Raw genomic sequence first — 21,076 nt, 5'->3', positions numbered from 1 at the left:
TCCTTGGTTTTTTTTTGCGCAGAAATATAGCGTGGCAACACAACTTGAAATTTGACGTATCAAACCTCCCCAAAAGCAAATGCTGCAGGTGTAGTTTGAACCAGATATATTTCCTCAGTCAATGTATTTCAATTACATTTTGGTGCAAAACTACACGTTCCCTAGGAAATACATTCAGGGCGTTGTTGCTTTTTTCAGACATACCACTCATTTTTTTGTAGTCAGACTACAGAAAAACTACATGATTACTACATAGCCGAGTCGATGTTTCACACTCAATCCTCTTGTAGTCTGCCTGCACTCAAAAAAATGCGCCCAAAAAACCGACACATTGAGACGGAAAAGCATGGCAATATGAACAAATTATTGCTCAAAAAGCATGCAACACTTTTACCCTCGTTCTCGCCATTTCAGCTATAAAACAGCGATCAAATAGCGTCATATACGTGTTCTATTTGTAATTTATTGAAAAAATACAAACAAAAACTCAGCGTAGTGTTATTTCACAAAAATAGTTGTTAATTAACTGTAGTTTCGCTACATTTAGCCTTGTCATTGCTCAATAATCTGTTCAATTTCAACGCTTAATTCAGTGATTTCGTGCTGTTTTAATGAAATACATGGCAGAAAAGAAGGGGTCAGCAATGCTGCATTGCACCAATGTTGCGCAATAAAAATACGCCGCACGTCAATGGTGCAGACGCAAAACACATCTCATGACCACAGGTCTACAATGAAAAAGAATGCATCTTTCGCCGCGACAAACAGACATCGACGATCTGTCAGCGACACACATCAAGGATAGAAATTATGTTGAAACACATCATAGGGATGCTGACATTGTCGTTCACGTCCATCGCAGTCAACGCAGCAGCGCCCGTCATCGAAAGAATCGAACCTGGTCATTGGTGGACGGGTATGCAATCGGAACATCTCCAGTTAATGATTCATGGAAAAGATATCGCGGATAGCACGCCAGAACTGACCTACCCGAATGTCTCGATTGAATCGGTCACAAGAGTCAGTAATCACAACTATCTGTTTGTCGATGTCAGAATTAGGCCGGACGCCAGACCGGGCACATTGCCGCTCCGGTTCCGCCAAGGAAACACCGTCATCACTTACCCCTATCAGCTACAACAACGCGAGCCAGGCTCAGCAATGCGGCGTAGCTTCGGCAATGAGGATGTCATTCTCAATCTTATGCCAGACCGATTTGCCAATGGCAATCCCAACAATGACAACATGCCGGGATTCCTTGATCAAGCAAACCGTAGCAGCAACAGCAAAGGTCGTCACGGCGGTGACATCAAAGGGATTGTCGATCATCTGGACTATATTGCGGGTCTTGGCTACACCATGATCTGGCCAACCCCTCTCGTTGAAAACAACCAAAAAGCCTATTCTTACCACGGCTATGCAGCGACTGATTTTTATAAGGTCGATGCGCGCTTTGGTAGCAATGAGGATTACAAAAACATGGTCCGTCTCGCCAAACAAAAAGGCATCGGCGTGATTCAAGATATCGTTTTAAATCATATCGGGAACGATCATTGGTGGATGAAAGATATGCCCGCCAAAGATTGGATTAGCTTTGACGGCCAATTCGTTCCAACCCGCCATGCGCATAGCGTCGTGGGCGATCCCTATGCCTCAGCAGCGGATAAGCAAAATTTTACCCAAGGCTGGTTCAGCGACACCATGCCTGATGTCAATCAGAAGAACCCGCTGGTGGCGACCTATGAAATCCAGAATTCAATCTGGTGGGTGGAATATGCAGGTCTGGCTGGACTACGCATCGATACCTACGGTTACTCTGATACTGATTTTTTATCGCAATGGTCGCGTCGCCTCACCGAGGAATATCCTAACTTGAACATGGTCGGTGAAGAATGGAGTCTCAATCCAGCGACGGTCGCGTACTGGCAACGCGGCAAAGTCCATCGCAACGGGTATACCTCCTACTTACCAAGCCTGATGGATTTCCCTTTGCAAGATGGATTGCGCACGGCCCTCAGCGAACCAGAGACCGATTTTTCGGGACTGGTCAAACTGTATCAGGCCCTCGGTAACGATGAAGAATATCCGAATCCAACCAATCTCGTCCTCTTTGAAGGTAACCATGATTTAAGCCGTCTCTACACGATCTTTAACGACGATCCGGGCTTGGTACGTCTCGCAATCGCCTACGTCGCGACGGCGCCGCGTATTCCGCAATTCTATTACGGTACCGAAGTACTCATGACAAGTGCAAAAGGAAAAGATGACGGTGAAGCACGCAAAGATTTTCCGGGTGGATGGCCAGGCGATACCGTGAACGCGTTTACTGGAAAAGGGTTAAATGACGAACAAATAAAAACCCAAAGCTTCATGAAAAAATTGCTGCAATGGAGAAAAACACAAACGGCCATTCATCATGGAAAAATGTTGCATTACCTGCCAGAACATGGCGTGTACACCTACTTCAGATACAACGATCAACAGATCGTCATGGTGTTACTCAACAAAAATAAAACAGCAACGACCATCGATACACAACGGTTTGAGGAAATATTAAAAGGCCATGTAAGTGCGATCGATGTGATCAATGAGAAGGACATCGATATCGCACATACCATCAGCATTCCCCCTGAATCTGCACTTATCTTAAACGTCAAATAAAGGTCGGCAGCGATCCCGACCTACGCTGCTTGTGGAACCTTACGGTCTCCACAAGCAGCATTTTTTTTGGGGATTAACAAATCAAAATAAACACTTGACGACCAACATGGTCTCGATTTACATTAGATCCCATGACATCCCAAAAACACATCACTGCCGCGAAACACACTGCTGCGCACAGACCAGTTCTGTTGCTCACAGGTTCCGCTTTGATGCTGCTATCCCTACTAGCACTACTATCTCTACAACTAGCTAAGTAATTAGCGTTCGTTGCAGGCATTACCTCACAAGACCCTTGAAGTAATCGCCACCAGTTTTACCACCCACAGTGTATTACTAGGCCCGAGATAGGCCGCGAAGGATGATCAACATGTACCCACGCAAGACCACCATTATCACCGTAGCGACCGTCACAATGGCGGCGTACGGGGACGTCTTGCGACTTGCTTACACCGATCAACACACTTACGTCTCCATCCACGTTTCACTACGCCGACTACCGATCGGTTAACTGGCCGCGCGTATGCCGGTGGAAGCCAGTTAGCCTCTCACCACCTCCCCTGATACTTTTTCTGACATCGCCATCTCGATGGTGAAGGACCTCTCTTTTTTTAAAGGTTTATCATGCTCACGCAACCGTCCACGAAATACCGTGCATTCAATCCATTTGCCACGTCTCCGCTCACGGATCGCCAATGGCCTTCCCGTCACATCGAGAAAGCGCCCATCTGGATGAGTACGGATTTACGCGACGGCAATCAGGCATTGATTGAGCCAATGAACGCCAGCAAAAAAATGCGTTTTTTTCAGATGTTGGTCAACATCGGTATCAAAGAAATTGAAGTCGCGTTTCCGTCTGCATCCGATACGGATTTCGATTTTGTCCGACAATTAATTACTGAGCACCACATTCCTGAGGACGTCACGATTGAGGTATTAACCCCAGCGCGTGAGGATCTTATCCGACGCACAATCGATGCAGTGCAAGGCGCGAAGCGTGCGATTATCCATTTGTATAACCCTGTTTCTCCTGCTTTCCGTCGCATTGTCTTTGCCAAATCTATCGACGAAGTCAAACAGCTCGCCGTCGACAGTACGCGTTTGATCAAAACGCTCACCGATGCACGTCCCGAAACCGCATGGACATTTCAATACTCACCAGAGACCTTCAGCATGACCGAGCTCGAGGTTGCAAAAGAGATTTGCGATGCGGTAACCGAAGTTTGGCAAGCGACGCCTGAACGCAAAATCATTATTAATCTTCCTTCCACTGTCGAATGCACGACACCAAACATTTACGCTGATCAAATTGAGTGGATGCATCGCCATCTTGCACACCGTGAGGCAACGATACTGAGCGTGCATCCGCACAACGACCGTGGCACTGCCATTGCCGCAGCAGAGTTGGCTGTCATGGCGGGAGCTGATCGCATTGAGGGCTGCTTGTTCGGTAATGGGGAGCGCACCGGCAACGTCGATTTAGTCACACTGGCATTGAATCTCTACACACAAGGTATTTCTCCAGAGCTTGATTTTTCTGATATCGATGCAGTACGTCAGTGCGTTGAGGAATGTAATCAGATCCCTGTCCACCCGCGTCATCCTTATGTGGGCGACTTGGTCCATACGGCTTTCTCGGGATCGCATCAAGATGCAATCAAAAAAGGCTTTGCGCAGCAAGCGCCGGATGCAATGTGGGAAGTGCCATACCTGCCGATCGACCCGCACGATATCGGCCGTAATTATGACGCGGTTATTCGCGTAAATAGTCAATCCGGCAAAGGTGGTATGACGTATTTATTAGAACAAGAATATGGCATTAGCATGCCACGGCGCATGCAGATTGAGTTTAGTCATGCGGTACAACAGTACGCTGATCGTAGTGGGCTGGAGGTACAAGCAAGTGATTTATATACGATTTTTAAACAGGCATTTTTGGATGCCGAACACGGTTTCGCTTATCACGCACACCACGTTCTCAAACAGGGAACATCACCATCAACGCCAGCGCATATATCGTTGCATCTGGAGTTGCTGTTCAACGGACAATCACGAGTCGTCCAGGCAACAGGGCATGGTATTCATTCAACAGGGATTGCCGCATTTGCGCAACAAGGAATACAGATAGAGATGATCGACATGACAGAACAAACGATCATTGATCATCAGGGCCGCACACAGTATCAATGCATCATCGAAGCACGCGTCCATGGGGAACGTCATTTTGGTGCTGGCATCGCCACTGAAGCGGAAAGCGCCTATTTACAGACACTTTGTAGTGTAGTGAACCGATATCGCCGACAGCAGCACCCATCAACCAACAATACAATCGCGGTTGCTGCTTAACAAGGCAATCCATCGCGTCAAAGAGAAAAAGGGTTCGGTGGGGATCACCACCGACCTTTTTCTCTTTCTTGTTTATTTTTGCAGACAAAACCGTATTGCATCCTCGCCAGTTTGTCGTACACTCATTGCTCATTTTGCGCGCTAAAAAGGACATTCGATGAGTCAATATGAAGCACACGTCGCTTGGCATCGTGGTAACCAAGTATTCATCGACAATCGCTATAGCCGAGGTCACGTCTGGAGTTTTGATGGAGGACTGAGCGTGCCTGCTTCGTCGGCACCGAGTTCAGTGCCTTTGCCGATGTCCGTGGCAGCCAATGTCGACCCGGAAGAGGCGCTAGTCGCCGCGCTCGCGAGCTGTCACATGCTTTTTTTCTTAAGCTTTGCGCAAAAGCAGGGATATGTCGTCGACGACTATCAAGACCACGCTATTGGCTTTATGGCGAAAAATGAGGAAGGACGTCTCTTTATCGCCCACATTGAATTACATCCACGCGTGATTTTCTCTGGCGAGCAGGTACCCACCAAAGAACAAATCGATGCCTTGCACCACCTATCTCACGACAGCTGTTATATCGCCAATTCATTACGTGCTTCAGTCACCATCATTCAGGAGTAAATGACGACATGTACATCCCATCGCATTTTTCGGAAGAACGTCTCGATGTATTACATCAGTTGATCCATGATCACCCACTTGCCAGCCTCATTACCATGGAGGCAGAGGGCATGACGGCGAACCACATTCCCTTCATCATGACGCCACCAACGCACGATGCGCCGTTCGGCACATTACGCGGACACGTCGCTCGTGCGAATCCAGTCTGGCAGAACAAAGATCCTGTTTTGCTGATTTTTCAAGGTCCCTCTTCTTACATCACGCCAAGTTGGTATGAAGAAAAAAAACAAACGGGTGCGGTCGTGCCGACGTATAACTATGCGGTTGTCCACGCACATGGCACCATCGCCACAGTCGATGACACGACACAGTTTCTCGATCTACTGACGCAACTAACCGATCGTTTTGAATCAACACGTGGATCGCCTTGGGCGGTTGCTGATGCGCCCCCTGAGTACATTCACAACCTCATGGAACACATTGTCGGTATTGAGATTACGATCTCGCGCCTCGTTGGAAAATGGAAAACAAGCCAAAATAAATCTGCCACTAATCGCAGTCACATTGCGGTGCAATTGCGCGATGATCAGCAGCACCGCAACGAAGCAATGGCAGATATCATGGAACGTCAGTTATTTGAGGAATAAGGTGAGATCAGTTTCAAGCATTCGCGACTGACTGCCAACCATCCATAAATCCTTGGATAGCGTCACTCAAACCATGTGAGCCAACAAACCACAACGCCAAGGCGGCGAGTAGCATCACATTCCGATTTTTACGGGTATAACCAAAAACCAGTCCGATGAATGACGCGATTTCAAGCGCAATAACGATATTTTCTGACATCTTTTTTCCTTATAAAAGGTAGACAGCATATCAAGTCGTTATATAAAAATAAATAAAAATTAAATAAAAGATAGATGTTTTTTTAAACGCCGCAACCATGTGTGAATGGTCTCGCCTTGATGCAGGCGAGACCAACCACGATTAATCGGCTGCTTTGAGGATCTCCGTCAGTTTCCCAAACAAGTGATCGATATGGTGTTTCTCCAAAATCAGTGGTGGAGACAACGCAATAATGTCTCCGGTGGTCCGAACCAACACGCCTTCAGCAAACGCTTTTTTATAGACAGCCATTGCCCGTGCGCCCACTTTACCCGGAATCGATTCAAGCTCGATGGCACCGATGAGCCCTACGTTACGAAGATCAATAATATGCGGTAAGCCTTTCAGTGAATGCAAAGCATCCTCCCAGTAGGCCGTCATGCTTTGCGCGTGCTCAAGAATTTTTTCCTCTTTAAACACTTTCAATGACGCGAGACCTGCTGCACACGCTAATGGATGACCAGAGTAGGTATAGCCGTGAAAAAATTCGATTCCCGCTGGACTCTCCATGAGCGTCTCGTAGATTTTGGCATGACTAAATACCGCCCCCATCGGGACAACGCCATTCGTCAATCCCTTCGCTGTTGTCATCAGATCGGGTCTGACATCAAAGAAATCAGCGGCAAAAGGCGTCGCCATCCTGCCAAAACCAGTAATGACTTCATCAAAAATGAGCAGGATACCGTGTTTATCACAAAGCTCACGCAAGCGCTTCAGATATCCCTTAGATGGAAGGATAACGCCGGCTGATCCAGAAAGCGGCTCAACGATCACCGCTGCAATCGTGGACGCATCATGTAACGCAACCAATCGTTCCAGTTCATCGGCAAGGTGTGTGCCGTACTCTGGCAATCCACGAGTGAATGCATTTTTTTCGAGTTGATGGGTATGCGGTAAATAATCAACGCCAGCCAATAAGGTACCAAACTGCTTACGGTTAGCCGGCAAGCCGCCAATCGACATGCCACCGAAACCAACACCATGATATCCACGCTCGCGGCTGATAAAGCGCGTGCGTTGCGATTGACCATTTGCGCGGTGATAAGCGAGCACCATCTTCAGTGCCGTATCTACCGCTTCTGATCCTGAATTGGTATAAAACACTTGACCAAATTGATGTCCGCTATAGTCAATCAATTGTTCTGCTAGCTCAAAGGCAGCCGGATGTCCCATCTGAAAAGCAGGGGCATAATCTAATGTCGCCACCGCATCTTGAACCGCTCGGACAATGGTTGGATGCGAGTGGCCCAATGGTACACACCATAGCCCAGCTGTACCATCTAATATCTCGCGCCCTTGTTGATCGCGATAATACATTCCAGAGGCAGAAGCGACGACACGAGGTGCATCTTTATAATCGCGATTAGCGGTAAATGGCATCCAATATGAATCCAGCTGTTTTTTGCTAAGCATGTATTTTCTCCTAAAGCGAATTACCAAGCGGTAAAACTATCTTAAAATCAACGACAAGCATATGCAAGGATGGCGTAGACAGCTAGCAAAATATTCTCTAGGAGGATAATTTTTCTTTCAGCACTGTTTCGATACAACAAAACATCGCTCAATGCATCTTTTCAAACACATTTCGCTGCCACAACAAAGCAATCGCTGTCGTACTTTTGACAGCGACAGTTTCGTTAGCTAATCCAATAATTAATTATATTTTTTGGCTGTATTTTTTTCTTACCTGTACTTCGTGCATATCAATGTCGAAATACGACACGCAACAATTTCAAAAAAAAATCTGATGGATGTACGTCATTTTTTTCTCTTTTTTTGCGATATACCATTGCATTTTTCCTTCTCCCAAAAAATAAAAATCAAAAAAAATTCCAATCCTCAAATATCTTTTCCCCTAGTAAAAAGTATAAAAAAAAAGAAGCACGACACGACACTGATATGCATTAATCAGTAAAAAACCAATGTATGATGTTATACAAAAGTAGGTCATTCGGCACCAGCTGATCATCGTTGAATTCATTATTTTTGAAATCAACAATGAGTGATGAAAAAAAATTCTGACTGTTTATTTACGTCAAACAATACGAGAAAAAGAGCACGATGTATTCACTCCGCTTTCGACTAATTTCGTTATTTATTTTCATCGTGACAGCAACACTCGCGAGTTTCGGATTTTATCGATACATACGTCTCTCTGCTGAATTAGAAAAAAATTTTGATGCGCATCAAAACGAAGTCATTACACGTCTGACGACTTCATTACCACCAACCTTATGGAACTTAGATGAGGCAACCGCGAACAAAATTATTAAAGCGGAGATGCTGAGCGCTGATATTAGTCAAATCGTGGTCTATTTTGCAGAAACACCAACCGCCGTCTTTGCACAAGCGAAGAAACAAGAAAATCAATCACATACTTTTATCACCCACCACGCCTCCCCTCCATTCGAAGTCAGAGCGAGTTTATTGGCCGATGCAGTGACCAAAAAGAATGCAGAAAATTCGCTTCGAAGTGTGCTCGTTGGTACTGTTGTGATCTCCTTCTCCCGTGACTACATTGAAAAGTTACTTGGCGAGAGTCTCCTTGTTTCGTTTCTACAAATATTAACGCTTGATCTGGTTCTCACCATCGCATTAATTCTGAGTTTAAAGGTGGTCTTCGATCCCATCGAACGTCTAAAACAAGCGCTTGCTGAACTTGCTTCGAATGAAGGTGAATTAGCGGCAGAACTCATTGAACCCAAAAGCCTCGAGTTTGGAAAAGTCATTCGTAGCTTTAATTTGGTGTTACGTAATTTAAAACTAGTGATTCAATCACAGCGTGAAGCAGAAGCACTGGCACGTATATCAGCACAGCAAGCAGAAGAGGCGTACAACAATCTTAAGATCGCACAAAAATCATTAGTGCAATCGGAAAAGTGGGCAAGCCTCGGCAGTCTTGTCGCGGGGATAGCACACGAGATCAATACGCCTGTGGGAGTGATCGTCACAAGTGCATCTGTTCTTGATGATGCAACTCTGACGATAAACAAACAGGTAGCAAGTGGTGCAATAAAAAAATCAGACATCACCACTTTTCTGTCGGTGGCCAAAGAAAGTGCGCGCTTAATTTTAAGTAATGCCGATCGTGCCGCGAATTTAATTCAGAGCTTTAAGCAAGTCGCCGTCGATCAAACCAGTGAGCAGCGGCGTGAATTTGATTTTGAACAATTTCTTAACGATGTCATTGCGAGCCTCAATCCAACCTTGCGTAAATCATCTGTCAGCATTGAGATTGAATCACAAGAAAAACTTATCCTGGATAGTTACCCTGGTCTGATCGCACAAGTGATCACCAATTTGACGATGAATGCGGTCGCACATGCATTTCCAATTGGGAGCAGTGGAAAAATATTGATTCAATTTTCTTTATCAAACAACGACGTCCATCTCCACTTTCGTGATAACGGCCAAGGCATTCCAGAAGAGTTTCTGGATAAAATTTTTGAGCCCTTCTTCACCACAAAACGTGGTCAGGGCGGTACAGGTCTTGGCCTCAATATTGTTTTCAATATTATCACTAAGCAATTGAGTGGATCGATCAAAGCGCAAAACCATCCGGATGGTGGTGCCATTTTTCACATACAGATCCCTCGTATAACAAAACAATCTGACACGTAAAGTGAGGAGCGTACTAGGCAGCTCGACGACACTGGTCGACCTTTCCTATATGTCCGTAAAAATAGAGCATTGATAGAGGTTAACATGGAAAAAATGATGGACGATGACGAAAACTGGCTCAGTGATGACGAGCATATCGGCAATCAATACTCGGCTGTTTATTGGCGCATTCTCATCGTTGATGATGAGCCTGATATCCATGCTGTCACACGACTTGCACTCAATAAGGTGAAATACAAAGGGCGCGAATTAGAGATCGTCTCAGCGTATTCTGGAAAAGAAGCATTCGAAGTGTTATGCAAACAACCGGATGTTGCGATGATTTTACTCGACGTCGTGATGGAAACAGAAGACGCTGGACTAATTCTTGCGAGAAGAATTCGTGAAGAGTTAAAAAATGATTTAGTGCGGATTATTTTACGCACGGGTCAACCTGGTCAGGCCCCAGAGCAGAGCGTGATCGTCGATTACGACATCAATGATTACAAACTAAAAACCGAGCTCACATCGCAAAAGATGTTCACGACGGTCATCTCCTCGTTACGTTCTTATGAGGGACTTAAGATCATCGAAACCAGTCGACGCGGACTCGATAAAATTCTTGAGGCAACAAGTAACTTATATCAACTTGACTCATTAAAGGAATTGGCATCGGGCGTGTTGACTCAAATCGATGCGATTCTGAACGTCGGAAAAGACGGCGTTTTATGTCTTCTCGATTCTATTTCAGATTCCACTTCTCAACGTATGCCATTGATTGTCGCTACGTCAGGAGAATCAACCGACTTACTGGCACAAAAGTTTCTGGATGAGAGTCATCCGTGGGCCAAACCCATTTTGGCGGCATTCAGAGAAGAGAAAAGCATTTATTTGAACGATGTTGACGTACTGATTATTCATACAACCCATGGACGTCAGTTTGCTGTGGCGTTCCGGTCAATTAGGCCTTTAAACGATATAGAGCGCAGTCTTCTCACGATCTTTTGCGACAGAATTGCAGCGGCATTTGATAATCTTCACATGTTTGAATTGCTTAAAAAAACACAAGAAGCAACAGTCGTTGCGCTCGCTGATCTCGCTGAATCAAGAGATGCAACGACGGGTGGTCACGTTCGGCGGGTGTGCAGACTCACCGAGGCGATCGCACAAGAGCTCAAAACGGCGAATAAGTTACCCCCTGAAGCAGACGCGCATTTTTTAGCCTTTGTCGGGATTGCCAGTATTTTGCATGATGTCGGCAAAGTGGGGATTCCTGATGTGGTTTTGCTCAAACCGGGGAAACATACGCCAGAAGAACGTGTGATTATGGAGGGGCATACGCATATTGGGGAAACCGTCCTCGAAAGAGCGGCAAAAATGGTCGAGGGGATCAGTAGCCTCAGTATTGGCGCACAAATCGCTGGCTGTCACCACGAGCACTACGATGGCAACGGTTACCCTCGGCGATTAAAAGGCAACGAGATTCCTTTTGCAGCACGTATCGTTGCTGTCGTCGACGTCTTCGACGCTTTGCTGCACGCGCGCCCCTACAAAGAGCCATGGCCGCTAGACGAAGTATTGACCTATCTTCAAGAACGTAGCGGCAAGCAATTTGATCCAGATATTGTGTGGGCTATCACGCATTTCGTCAGCACAAAAAATCCAGACTGGATTCAGACTGACGGGCATTAATTGACCAATACTGCATCCAAGCACAGCATAGGCAGCCAGCCCAAGAATAATTTGCTTTTAAGATATGTTATTGGGGCTGTCATGGCGTATCTCTGCATCGGAAATGAGATCAATTTAAAATAGCGTTGATAAAGTTTTATTTTGAGAAAAATAGTAATATAGAACTTTTCGCTTTGCGGCATTTAATTCATTAGCGCAAAATGATAAAAATAGCGGGATTGACCGAACAAGTGTCTGACCGAAATGGACATCTTCCTTGAGCGGTGAGCAGTACCCCAATCGACACCGATGCTGTTTGTTCTCTTTTACGAAGAAATACTCTCTATGCAATCGCCACGGCGCCCGGATGAAGAAGATTTTCGGCTATCAACCCTCCAGGAATGCGGGCTTCTCGACACGCCATTTGAACAGCGATTTGACCGGTTAACACTACTTGCTCAAAAAATCTTTCAAACGGAAATTGTATTAATTTCCTTGATCGATAGTGATCGCCAATGGTTTAAGTCCCGCCAGGGTCTCGATGTCGCTGAAACAGGCAGAGATATTTCCTTTTGCGGACACGCTATTCTCTCCGATGACATTTTGCATGTCTCGGATGCCAGCCAAGATTTACGCTTTTTTGACAATCCGCTGGTGGTCGGTGCACCGCATATCCGTTTTTACGCAGGGGCACCACTCCATGCACAGAATGGACAGCGAATCGGCACGCTCTGTATCATTGACCCCACCCCTAGAACACTGAACGCCGAAGAGCAAGACCTCCTGCGGCATTTGGCAGATTGTATCGAACACGAAATCAGTAACACGCAATCACAACGACAACGCAATGCGCTACTGACCTTAACCAGAATCACCTCCCTCACTTTTCAAGATCCGCAGATTTTGCTCCGTGAAGCCCTGGCACTTGGTTGCCAATATCTGCAGGTCTCGACTGGCGTGATATCGCAGATCCAAGAAAACGAAACGGTCATTCAGGTATGCCATTCAAACACAGGATTGATTAAAGAAGGACAGCGCTTTCGTAAAGAAACGACGTTTTCCGATTTACTCAATAAAGAACACGACGTCTTCTGTGAAACACATTTAAGCCAAAGTAGCTTTGCCAACCACCCAAGTTATCAACAGTTTTCACAGGAAACCTATATCGGCCTGCCTTTATTCGTAGAAGGAAAACGATTTGGTACCCTCGGTTTTTCAGACCCACATGCACGATCTAACCGATTCACAGATATTGAGATCGAGTTTATCAATGTGCTGGGTGACTGGGTCAATGGCACGATCAAACGACAATATTTGAATCTGAGCTTACAGCGACAACAACAGCTCAACGATGCTGTTGCCAAAGCGCAATCGCAATTTATTAAAGGAAAAGACCGTGGCAAGGGTTTCGATACCTTGCTCTCAAACAGCTTGCGATTGACGCAGAGTGAATATGGCTTCATCTGCGAAGTGCTCCAAAATCGAGATAACGTGCCTTATCTCAAAGTGTGCTCTATCCTCGATCTCGGCTGGGATGAGAAAACGGTTGAACTCAATAAAAAGAACGTTCAAAACGGTATCGACTTCTTTGATCTGAATTCGTTATTTGATCTGCGATCAGAGAAGCGGTTACCGATTATTTCGAATAATCTCGCTTTTGAGCGCCATGTAGGCGATTTACCACCAGACCATCCGCCCTTACGACACTTTCTGGCACTACCTGTCGAATATGATGGGGAGATTGTCGCGATGATGGGAATAGCAAATAGTCCCTCCTCTTTTGACAAAATGACGGTCGACTTTTTGCAACCCGTGACAATTGCGGTAGGTCAATTGGTGAACGCCGCGAGAATCCAGCGCCAGCATGCACAAAGCGAACAACGTCTCGCCAACATCATCGAGGGAACGAATATTGGCACATGGGAGTGCCACGTCCCCTCCGGCATGACGATTTTCAACGAAAGATGGGCGGAAATGTTGGGGTATACCCTCGACGAACTTAGCCCCACCAATGTCCAGACGTGGATTGATTTATGCCATCCAGATGACGCAAAAATCACCGCTGATTTGATCGACAAACACTTTAAGGGTGAAATACCCTACGTTGATCTTGTCAGTCGTATGCGCCATAAAGACGGAAGCTGGATCTGGATCAGAGATCGCGGTTGCGTCGTCAGCTGGGATGATAACGGTCAGCCGCTTGTCATGTCTGGTAGCCATCAGGATGTCACGCAAGAACGAATCGCCGAGGAAAAACTGGCGCATGCTTACGAATTACTTGAGCAGTCCAATGCCGCCGCACGTATCGGCACGTGGGAATACGACCTCACCAGCAGAGAAATCAACTGGAGTTCTGTTACCAGACAAATTCATGAGGTCGATGCAGACTTTGAGTGCAACGCGGAACTTGCCCTCTCGTTTTTTAAAGGAAGAGATAGCAGAGAACACATCCACCACCTGTTGACCGAGGCCGGAACAAAAGGAACACGTTTTGATGCGGAATTTAAAATCATTACCGCAAAAAAACATGAACGTTGGGTGCGCATCATTGGCTTACCGCAGATGAAAGAAGGGCAAATACGCGGTATCTACGGCACACTTCAGGATATCAGCGACAGCAAGGCAAGTGCCCAGGCCTTAAGAGATCAGGCCGCCCACACACAAGCAATCATTGATAACGTGTTAGACGGGATCATTACCGTTGATCATTTGGGTTTTATTGATGCGTTTAACTTCGCCGCGGCCAAGATCTTTGGCTATTACAAAGAAGAACTCATCGGGAAACACTACACCATACTGCTGCCAGAGGGCGAAGATGGCCCCAACACATCGTTTCCACTCAGAGCAGACAATGTCTCATCCATGATCGGCATTGCGCAAGAGATTGAAGCACGAAGAAAAAATGGAACCGTGTTCCCACTGGACCTGTCGGTATCTGCCGTGAAACGCCAAGGTCGCGCGCTGTACATTGGACTGGTGCGTGACATTACCGAAAGAAAACGTGTCGAGCGGATCAAAAATGAGTTTATTTCCACCGTCAGTCACGAACTAAGAACGCCGCTCACCTCGATCTCTGGTGCATTGGGCTTGATTCTTGGCGGTGCAACAGGTGCGCTACCAGACAACCTGAAACCGCTTCTGAATATTGCCAGCAAAAATAGCCAACGCCTGACTTTCCTGATCAATGATCTGCTGGATATGGAAAAACTCAGCGCGGGCAAAATGCATTTTGACATGCAGGACTATGCCCTCGCCCCTCTGCTTCAACAAGCAATCGACACCAATGTGACATTTGGTGCGGAGCGTGGCGTGACTCTCCGTTTGCATCAGCCGGTGCCGGAGGTGACGATTTCGATTGATATCCAACGTTTCATGCAAGTCATTTCGAACTTGCTCTCCAATGCCATTAAGTATTCTCCTGCCAATGAGACTGTTGATATTCATGCCATGGTATTGGAGATGCGCGTCCGGATTACGGTCACTGATCAAGGCAAAGGAATACCGGCTCAGTTCAGAGACCGTATTTTTCAGAAATTTGCGCAGGCCGATTCATCGGATACCCGTGAAAAAGGCGGAACGGGCCTCGGTCTGGCGATTTCCAGAGAATTAATAGAAAGTATGCGGGGTAGCATCGGTTTTGAGTCGGTTGATGGCGCCGGTGCGAGTTTCTATATTGAATTGCCTTTGGTATCAGACATCGCCGTATCGCCCTGAATCGCCCTGAATCGCCAAGGAAAGTTATAATCACGCCTTGTCCTTGTGCCCAATCGGTACCTCTCCCTTTTTTTAAAGTAGCTTCATGATAGTTCTTGGCGTTGAATCTTCCTGTGACGAAACAGGACTAGCCTTATATGACACCGACCGTGGTTTGCTGTCGCATGCCTTGCATTCACAAATTGCAATGCATCAAGAGTACGGTGGTGTTGTCCCTGAACTGGCGTCACGGGACCATATTCGTCGCGCCTTGCCATTGCTGAATCAAGTCATTCAACAGGCGGGCGTTCAAAAGGAAGCGATCGACGCCATTGCATTTACGCAAGGTCCAGGCTTGGCAGGTGCCTTGCTGGTGGGTGCCTCATTTGCTTGTGGTCTCGGTCTGGCGCTTGATCGCCCCGTCCTCGGCGTACACCACCTCGAAGGACATTTATTGTCGCCCTTACTCGCCAGTCAGCCGCCAGAGTTTCCATTTATTGCATTATTGGTATCTGGTGGTCATACGCAATTGATGCGCGTCGATGGGATCGGGCAGTACCAACTCTTGGGAGAGACGCTAGACGATGCCGCTGGAGAAGCCTTTGACAAATCGGCAAAACTCTTGGGGTTATCGTACCCTGGCGGTCCGGCCATCTCCCTGCTAGCAGAGCGCGGTGACCCGACGGTGCATCAGTTCCCGCGCCCGATGCTGCATTCGAAAGATTTTAATTTTAGTTTTTCTGGATTAAAAACGGCGGTACTCACTGCCGTCAAAAAATATCCCAATGAAATGAGCGAAATCGACAAAGCCAATGTGGCCCGCGGGTTTGTCGATGCGATTGTGGATGTGCTCGTCGCGAAATGCGCCACTGCTATCAAACAAAGCGGATTAAAACGTCTGGTGATCGCAGGTGGCGTCGGCGCTAACCGACAGCTACGGCAAGCATTAAACGCGACAGCAGCAAAAAAACGCTTTCAGGTCTACTACCCAGAGCTGGAATTCTGCACCGATAATGGAGCAATGATTGCCTTTGCTGGTGCGATGCGGCTCAAAAAAAATCCCGCGCTAGCGACACGGGATTATGCTTTTAATGTGCGACCACGTTGGCCATTGCATGAGCTTGACGCAGCCTAAGCGATGAGGTCTTGACCAGTGAGCGGACTTTTCTGGTCGCTCACTGATCGAAACACATCGCCTAGCGATGGCAAGCTTACGTCTTCTTACTTCCCAAACGGCTTTCTTTTCCTGCCATCAGATTAGCAATATTCTGACGGTGACGATACACTAACAAGCCACTCATCACGAACACAGCCAGCAGCTTGATGTCTGGGCCAAACAATAAACCGTAATACAGTGGCGCAAAGACCGCAGCCACCAGCGCTGCCAGCGAGGAATAGCGGAACGCGTACGCAATCACGATCCATGTCACCAAGGTTGCGAGCCCCAGCCATGGATTGATACCGATAAGCACACCCGCTGCCGTCGCTACACCTTTACCGCCCACAAACTTAAAGAATACAGGCCATAAGTGCCCCAGAAAAACAGCAATCGCAACGACAGCGATACTGCCATCGTCGAGGTTAAATTGCGCCTCAAATTTCATCGCTAACCAAACGGCAAACCAACCTTTGACCGCATCCCCAAGGAGGGTCAGCACAGCAGCTGCTTTATTACCGCTGCGCAATACATTCGTCGCGCCAGGATTTTTAGAGCCATAAGTACGCGGATCAGATAACCCGAATAACTTGCTCACTACCACTGCGAAAGACACTGATCCAATCAAATAAGCAATTACCGCTGCCAGAATCGTATTCATTTTTATCCTATAAGCTGCGAAGGGATGTTCGTTTCCCTTCAGTCATGTTAACTATCTCATTGATCGAATGAGCATAGGCAGATTTAATCACACACAAGCTCGATCGTGCGATGAACTGAAGAAAACAACTAATTCAGTTGCTGCTTGCGGTTCTTATTCTTCTATCGCGCAATCAACGGCTCGTGCTTGCAGCACTTCCACCAAGACGGTGGGTGCGATGCCAACAAGGTAACCCCTGCGACCACCATTAATATAGATGGTGGGAATCTCCAAAATACTTCGCTCGACATACACAGGCATGGTTTTTTTGGTACCAAACGGCGATGTCCCCCCGACCAAGTATCCCGAATGTTTTTGTGCAACATCGGGTTTGCAAGGTTCGACTGACTTGCAGGGAATCTGACGAGCTAAATTCTTGGTCGACACTTTACGGTCACCATGCATCAGCACAATCAATGGTTTGGCGAGTTCATCTTGCATCACGAGCGTTTTGACGACGCTGTGCTCATCCACCCCAAGTTCACGCGCCGAGACCGACGTTCCACCATGCTCTTCGTACGCGTAAGGATGCTCAGAAAACGCCACCTTGTTTTTTTTCAGCCATTGCGTTGCAGGTGTTTCTGAAACATGTTCTTTTTTTGCCAAAATGTTTCCCCGTCAAAACTCAAAAAACGAAGACGAATTATAGCTTCACTCCTGCGGCAGCAGCGACATTTGCGCAGCATATCGCTGACCTTCTTGCACAAATATGTTGCAGCAATAATCAAAATTGAAAATAAATTTACTTTTCATGTCACACGAATGCAACAATAAAATCACTGTAAGTAACTTATTGTTTCTTTGAAGTTCATTTGTGGGCATAATGTAACGCAACTCGCTTTTATATTTCAATTTGTATCTATTCATTTCGGCGAGTAATGCACACAAAAGATAACGAACAGCACATTGCCACCGCTTTTCTGTTCAGTTACATGCAAAAAATAAATGAAAAATAAATAAATTCTTTGGAGAAGTAGTAATGGTCCTGAAGCAAAAAACCGTCGTAACCTCAGTCAAATTGGCATTAAGCCTCCTTGCAGGCAGCATGTGTGCCGTGAGTTTCGCTCAAGAAGCAACCGAAACCGTTCAAAAAATTGAAATTACTGGCTCCAGTATCAAGCGCATCTACAAAGAAGGCGCGCTGCCTGTGCAACAACTCAATAAAGAAGCCATTGCCCGTACTGGTGCGACGACTGTTGCGGACTTGATCCAGAAGTTACCAGCGATGCAAGGCTTTACAACGCAATCGACTGCCGTCGGTACCAACTCTGGTGGTCGCGTGAGCGCCTCCATCCACAACATTGGCGAAGATTACACACTGGTTTTGCTCAATGGTCGCCGTGTTGCTCCACAAGGCTCCGGAAGCTCGGTCAATCTGAACGCCATTCCAATGAGCGCCGTTGAACGCGTTGAAATTCTGACAGATGGCGCGTCCGCTCTCTATGGCTCGGACGCCATTGCTGGGGTTGTTAACTTTATTCTGAAGAAAAATGAACAAGGTGGCACGGTCGAGGCCGGCTACAATGCGCCATTAGAAGGTGGCGGCCAGTCTTATAACGCAAGCTTGACCTATGGTTTTGGTGATCTAGTCGAAAAAGGCTACAACGTATTGGTCAGCTACCGTCATGACGATCAACAACAACTCAAAGCAACTGATCGCGACTTCGCCAAAACGGCTTACCTGCCTTTCTCTGCCAACGGCAACAAGTATGTATTTGATCGTACAAGTGGCTCAACGGTTCCTGCGAACGTCACTGCGAGCTTTAAAGACAAAAACTTGCCAGGCATTACGTTTAATCCATACCTGCTCGCCAATGGCACTTGCCCAGCAAACCACGTCGTCAATCTGAACAACCCAAAAGGCTGTACGTTTGACTATGCGTCCACTTTGGAGATTGTGCCTGTATCTCAACGTGATAGCTTGTTCACGACAGCGCGCTATAAGCTCAACAACGACTGGACATTGTTCACCGACATCGCCCTGTCGCGCGTGAACTTAACAGCACGTATTGCACCAAATCCAGTCCCAGTGACGATCACACCAGGCTCCGCGTATTACAACTCCTATGTGTTGCCTTACTTGACAGCGGCCCAAGCAGCATCAATCAAAACCGTGTCTGCGAGCTATCGTATGTCCGACTGGGGAACACGTGATGACAATACCATCACAGACACCAAGCACTTTGTTGTCGGTGTCGAGGGTGAATATCTGGGATGGTCTGTCAACAGTGGCGCAACGTATTCCAAAAATGCGATTGACGAGCGATACACTGGTGGCTACGTTTTAGATAGCACCTTCCGTGGCATGCTCAAAGCGGGCAGTTTCAACCCCTTCTTGCCAGCTGGGCAGCAATCCGATGCCGTAAAGCAAGCAATTCAAAGCTCCCTCTTCAATGGATCGATCCGCACCGCATCGACCACACTGAAAGGCATCGACGTACGCGGCTCACGTGAATTGTTTGCATTACCAGGCGGTAATGCTAGCTTGGGTGTTGGCGGTGACTATCGTGAATACAATTTTCAGCAAACACCGTCTGATAGCGTTGCAGCAGGCGCGGTTTATAACTTAGCCGTTCCACCAACGTATGATTTATCGCGCAAAACATCTGGCGTATTCGCCGAGTTCTTGGCACCTGTTTTGGACAAAGTCGAATTCACTGCTGCGACCCGTTTTGATCAGTATTCATCGATCACTGATAGCGTGAACAATAAATCAGTTGGTGAAGGTAAAAATGCAACGACCTATAAATTGTCTTTGCGTTACCAGCCAACCAATACTTGGCTGATTCGTGGTTCATACGGCACAGGCTTTAAAGCACCTTCCATGCTCGCGATTGCGCAACCGCTCGTATCCGCAGGTGTTACCAATAACTGGGCATGTCCATTCCCAGGAACGGATTATTGCAAACCAGGTATTGCGCAATATGACCGCTTAACCGGTGGCAATGCGGAATTGAAACCAGAAAAATCCAAACAATTCAGTATCGGTACACGCTATGAGCCAACCGCTGATTTCTCTGTTGGCTTCGATCTTTGGGACGTAGAGATGCGTGATCAGGTATCGTCCGTCAGTCAGCAATTAGCTTTTGGTGATCCAGCCAAGTATGCGCAACTGTTCACCCTCTCGAAAGAAGTGGCGACAGGAAACAGCTACTGGGCATTCAAGGATCTGGCGATCAACATCGGTAAAGCACATAACCGTGGTATCGACTGGGACCTGACTGGCCGTCAAAAGCTGGGTTTCGGCACATTAACAGGCAATATCAGCGGAACGTATATGCTGGTGTCTAACTTTACGAAACCAGGTACGGACAACCAATGGGATACCGATTTGGGTAAATTCAGTATCTACAACAGTGTCGGCTTCCGTAACATCATGAGTGCAACGACGACGCTCGAAACCGGTAAATTCACGAACTCTCTGAGTTTCAATTACCGTTCTGGCTATCAAGATGCACCGGCGACCGTCCGCAATCTTGGCACAGGTAAGGACGAAAGCATTACCTTACACGTTCCTTCCTACACCACGGTGGATTGGCAAGGTCGTTACGAGTACAGCAAAAAAGTGGAACTGCGTGCCGGCATCAAAAACTTGTTTAACCGCGTACCACCGATGTCATTGCAATCCGCAGGTGGTGGTCAGCAGGCGGGTTACGATGCGCGCTACACTGATTCGTTCTTGCGTACGCTCTACGTGACTGGTAAATATAAGTTCTAATTTAATTTAATTTACTTTAATTTAAAT

At 46.9% G+C, this 21,076-nt stretch carries 14 protein-coding genes; 10 read left to right on the top strand and 4 right to left on the bottom strand.

Going from position 1 to position 21,076, the window contains the following annotated elements:
* The first annotated feature begins 810 nt into the window (after positions 1–810).
* From ACO0K2_RS15630 to ACO0K2_RS15610, 5 genes are all read left to right on the top strand, one after another.
* On the top strand, positions 811–2,661 hold the full coding sequence (locus tag ACO0K2_RS15630; RefSeq protein ID WP_423020461.1) for a glycoside hydrolase family 13 protein: 1,851 nt from the start codon (positions 811–813) through the stop codon (positions 2,659–2,661).
* A gap of 370 nt (positions 2,662–3,031) precedes the next feature.
* On the top strand, positions 3,032–3,172 hold the full coding sequence (locus ACO0K2_RS15625) for a hypothetical protein (protein ID WP_423020459.1): 141 nt from the start codon (positions 3,032–3,034) through the stop codon (positions 3,170–3,172).
* A 110-nt stretch (positions 3,173–3,282) separates the two neighbouring features.
* Entirely contained in the window at positions 3,283–5,007 is a 1,725-nt protein-coding gene (leuA, locus tag ACO0K2_RS15620; RefSeq protein ID WP_423020511.1) for a 2-isopropylmalate synthase, read from the top strand.
* A gap of 157 nt (positions 5,008–5,164) precedes the next feature.
* Positions 5,165–5,626 (top strand): OsmC family protein, encoded by a 462-nt coding sequence (locus ACO0K2_RS15615; protein WP_423020457.1) that lies wholly within the window; start codon positions 5,165–5,167, stop codon positions 5,624–5,626.
* Between the two features lie 8 nt (positions 5,627–5,634).
* On the top strand, positions 5,635–6,273 hold the full coding sequence (locus tag ACO0K2_RS15610) for an FMN-binding negative transcriptional regulator (RefSeq protein ID WP_423020455.1): 639 nt from the start codon (positions 5,635–5,637) through the stop codon (positions 6,271–6,273).
* Between the two features lie 13 nt (positions 6,274–6,286).
* Here the strand turns inward: ACO0K2_RS15610 and ACO0K2_RS15605 are convergent, their stop codons facing one another.
* Together ACO0K2_RS15605 and ACO0K2_RS15600 are read right to left on the bottom strand one after the other, a co-directional pair.
* Positions 6,287–6,472 carry a hypothetical protein gene (locus ACO0K2_RS15605; RefSeq protein WP_423020453.1) on the bottom strand — a complete coding sequence of 62 codons (186 nt, stop codon included), beginning with the start codon at positions 6,470–6,472 and terminating at the stop codon, positions 6,287–6,289.
* A gap of 141 nt (positions 6,473–6,613) precedes the next feature.
* A complete protein-coding gene (locus tag ACO0K2_RS15600) occupies positions 6,614–7,924 on the bottom strand; it encodes an aspartate aminotransferase family protein (protein WP_423020451.1) in 1,311 nt (436 codons plus the stop codon).
* A 648-nt stretch (positions 7,925–8,572) separates the two neighbouring features.
* Between ACO0K2_RS15600 and ACO0K2_RS15595 the strand changes: the two genes are divergently transcribed.
* The 4 genes from ACO0K2_RS15595 (at position 8,573) to tsaD (ending at position 16,610) form a co-directional block, all read left to right on the top strand.
* The gene (locus ACO0K2_RS15595; protein ID WP_423020449.1) at positions 8,573–10,132 is read left to right on the top strand and encodes a sensor histidine kinase; all 1,560 of its coding nucleotides are present in this window, start codon (positions 8,573–8,575) and stop codon (positions 10,130–10,132) included.
* Positions 10,133–10,216: 84 nt separating this feature from the next.
* Positions 10,217–11,803: a DUF3369 domain-containing protein gene (locus ACO0K2_RS15590; protein WP_423020447.1), complete on the top strand. Its 1,587-nt coding sequence runs from the start codon at positions 10,217–10,219 to the stop codon at positions 11,801–11,803.
* 324 nt (positions 11,804–12,127) lie between these two features.
* Positions 12,128–15,496 carry a PAS domain S-box protein gene (locus ACO0K2_RS15585; protein ID WP_423020445.1) on the top strand — a complete coding sequence of 1,123 codons (3,369 nt, stop codon included), beginning with the start codon at positions 12,128–12,130 and terminating at the stop codon, positions 15,494–15,496.
* A gap of 85 nt (positions 15,497–15,581) precedes the next feature.
* Entirely contained in the window at positions 15,582–16,610 is a 1,029-nt protein-coding gene (tsaD, locus tag ACO0K2_RS15580) for a tRNA (adenosine(37)-N6)-threonylcarbamoyltransferase complex transferase subunit TsaD (RefSeq protein ID WP_423020443.1), read from the top strand.
* Positions 16,611–16,686: 76 nt separating this feature from the next.
* Here tsaD and plsY read toward each other — a convergent pair whose 3' ends face one another.
* Both plsY and ybaK read right to left on the bottom strand, forming a co-directional pair.
* Positions 16,687–17,292 (bottom strand): glycerol-3-phosphate 1-O-acyltransferase PlsY, encoded by a 606-nt coding sequence (gene plsY, locus ACO0K2_RS15575; protein ID WP_423020441.1) that lies wholly within the window; start codon positions 17,290–17,292, stop codon positions 16,687–16,689.
* Between the two features lie 153 nt (positions 17,293–17,445).
* Entirely contained in the window at positions 17,446–17,940 is a 495-nt protein-coding gene (ybaK, locus tag ACO0K2_RS15570; RefSeq protein WP_423020509.1) for a Cys-tRNA(Pro) deacylase, read from the bottom strand.
* A gap of 370 nt (positions 17,941–18,310) precedes the next feature.
* Between ybaK and ACO0K2_RS15565 the strand changes: the two genes are divergently transcribed.
* Positions 18,311–21,049, top strand: a complete 2,739-nt coding sequence (locus ACO0K2_RS15565) for a TonB-dependent receptor (RefSeq protein WP_423020439.1) — start codon at positions 18,311–18,313, stop codon at positions 21,047–21,049.
* The last annotated feature ends 27 nt before the right edge of the window (positions 21,050–21,076 follow it).

It is taken from the genome of Undibacterium sp. MH2W (assembly GCF_049340215.1).
Taxonomy (GTDB): Bacteria; Pseudomonadota; Gammaproteobacteria; order Burkholderiales; family Burkholderiaceae_D; genus Undibacterium.
Note: the sequence above shows the minus strand (reverse complement) of the source record. Positions and strands in the feature narration are given on the sequence as shown.

Bases quoted from the DNA above. Each gene is read 5' to 3' on its own strand.
- ACO0K2_RS15630 (WP_423020461.1), top strand. From the start codon at position 811: ATGTTGAAACACATCATAGGGATGCTGACATTGTCGTTCACGTCCATC.
- ACO0K2_RS15625 (WP_423020459.1), top strand. From the start codon at position 3,032: ATGTACCCACGCAAGACCACCATTATCACCGTAGCGACCGTCACAATG.
- ACO0K2_RS15615 (WP_423020457.1), top strand. From the start codon at position 5,165: ATGAGTCAATATGAAGCACACGTCGCTTGGCATCGTGGTAACCAAGTA.
- ACO0K2_RS15610 (WP_423020455.1), top strand. From the start codon at position 5,635: ATGTACATCCCATCGCATTTTTCGGAAGAACGTCTCGATGTATTACAT.
- ACO0K2_RS15605 (WP_423020453.1), bottom strand. From the start codon at position 6,472: ATGTCAGAAAATATCGTTATTGCGCTTGAAATCGCGTCATTCATCGGA.
- ACO0K2_RS15600 (WP_423020451.1), bottom strand. From the start codon at position 7,924: ATGCTTAGCAAAAAACAGCTGGATTCATATTGGATGCCATTTACCGCT.
- ACO0K2_RS15595 (WP_423020449.1), top strand. From the start codon at position 8,573: ATGTATTCACTCCGCTTTCGACTAATTTCGTTATTTATTTTCATCGTG.
- ACO0K2_RS15590 (WP_423020447.1), top strand. From the start codon at position 10,217: ATGGAAAAAATGATGGACGATGACGAAAACTGGCTCAGTGATGACGAG.
- ACO0K2_RS15585 (WP_423020445.1), top strand. From the start codon at position 12,128: ATGCAATCGCCACGGCGCCCGGATGAAGAAGATTTTCGGCTATCAACC.
- tsaD (WP_423020443.1), top strand. From the start codon at position 15,582: ATGATAGTTCTTGGCGTTGAATCTTCCTGTGACGAAACAGGACTAGCC.
- plsY (WP_423020441.1), bottom strand. From the start codon at position 17,292: ATGAATACGATTCTGGCAGCGGTAATTGCTTATTTGATTGGATCAGTG.
- ACO0K2_RS15565 (WP_423020439.1), top strand. From the start codon at position 18,311: ATGGTCCTGAAGCAAAAAACCGTCGTAACCTCAGTCAAATTGGCATTA.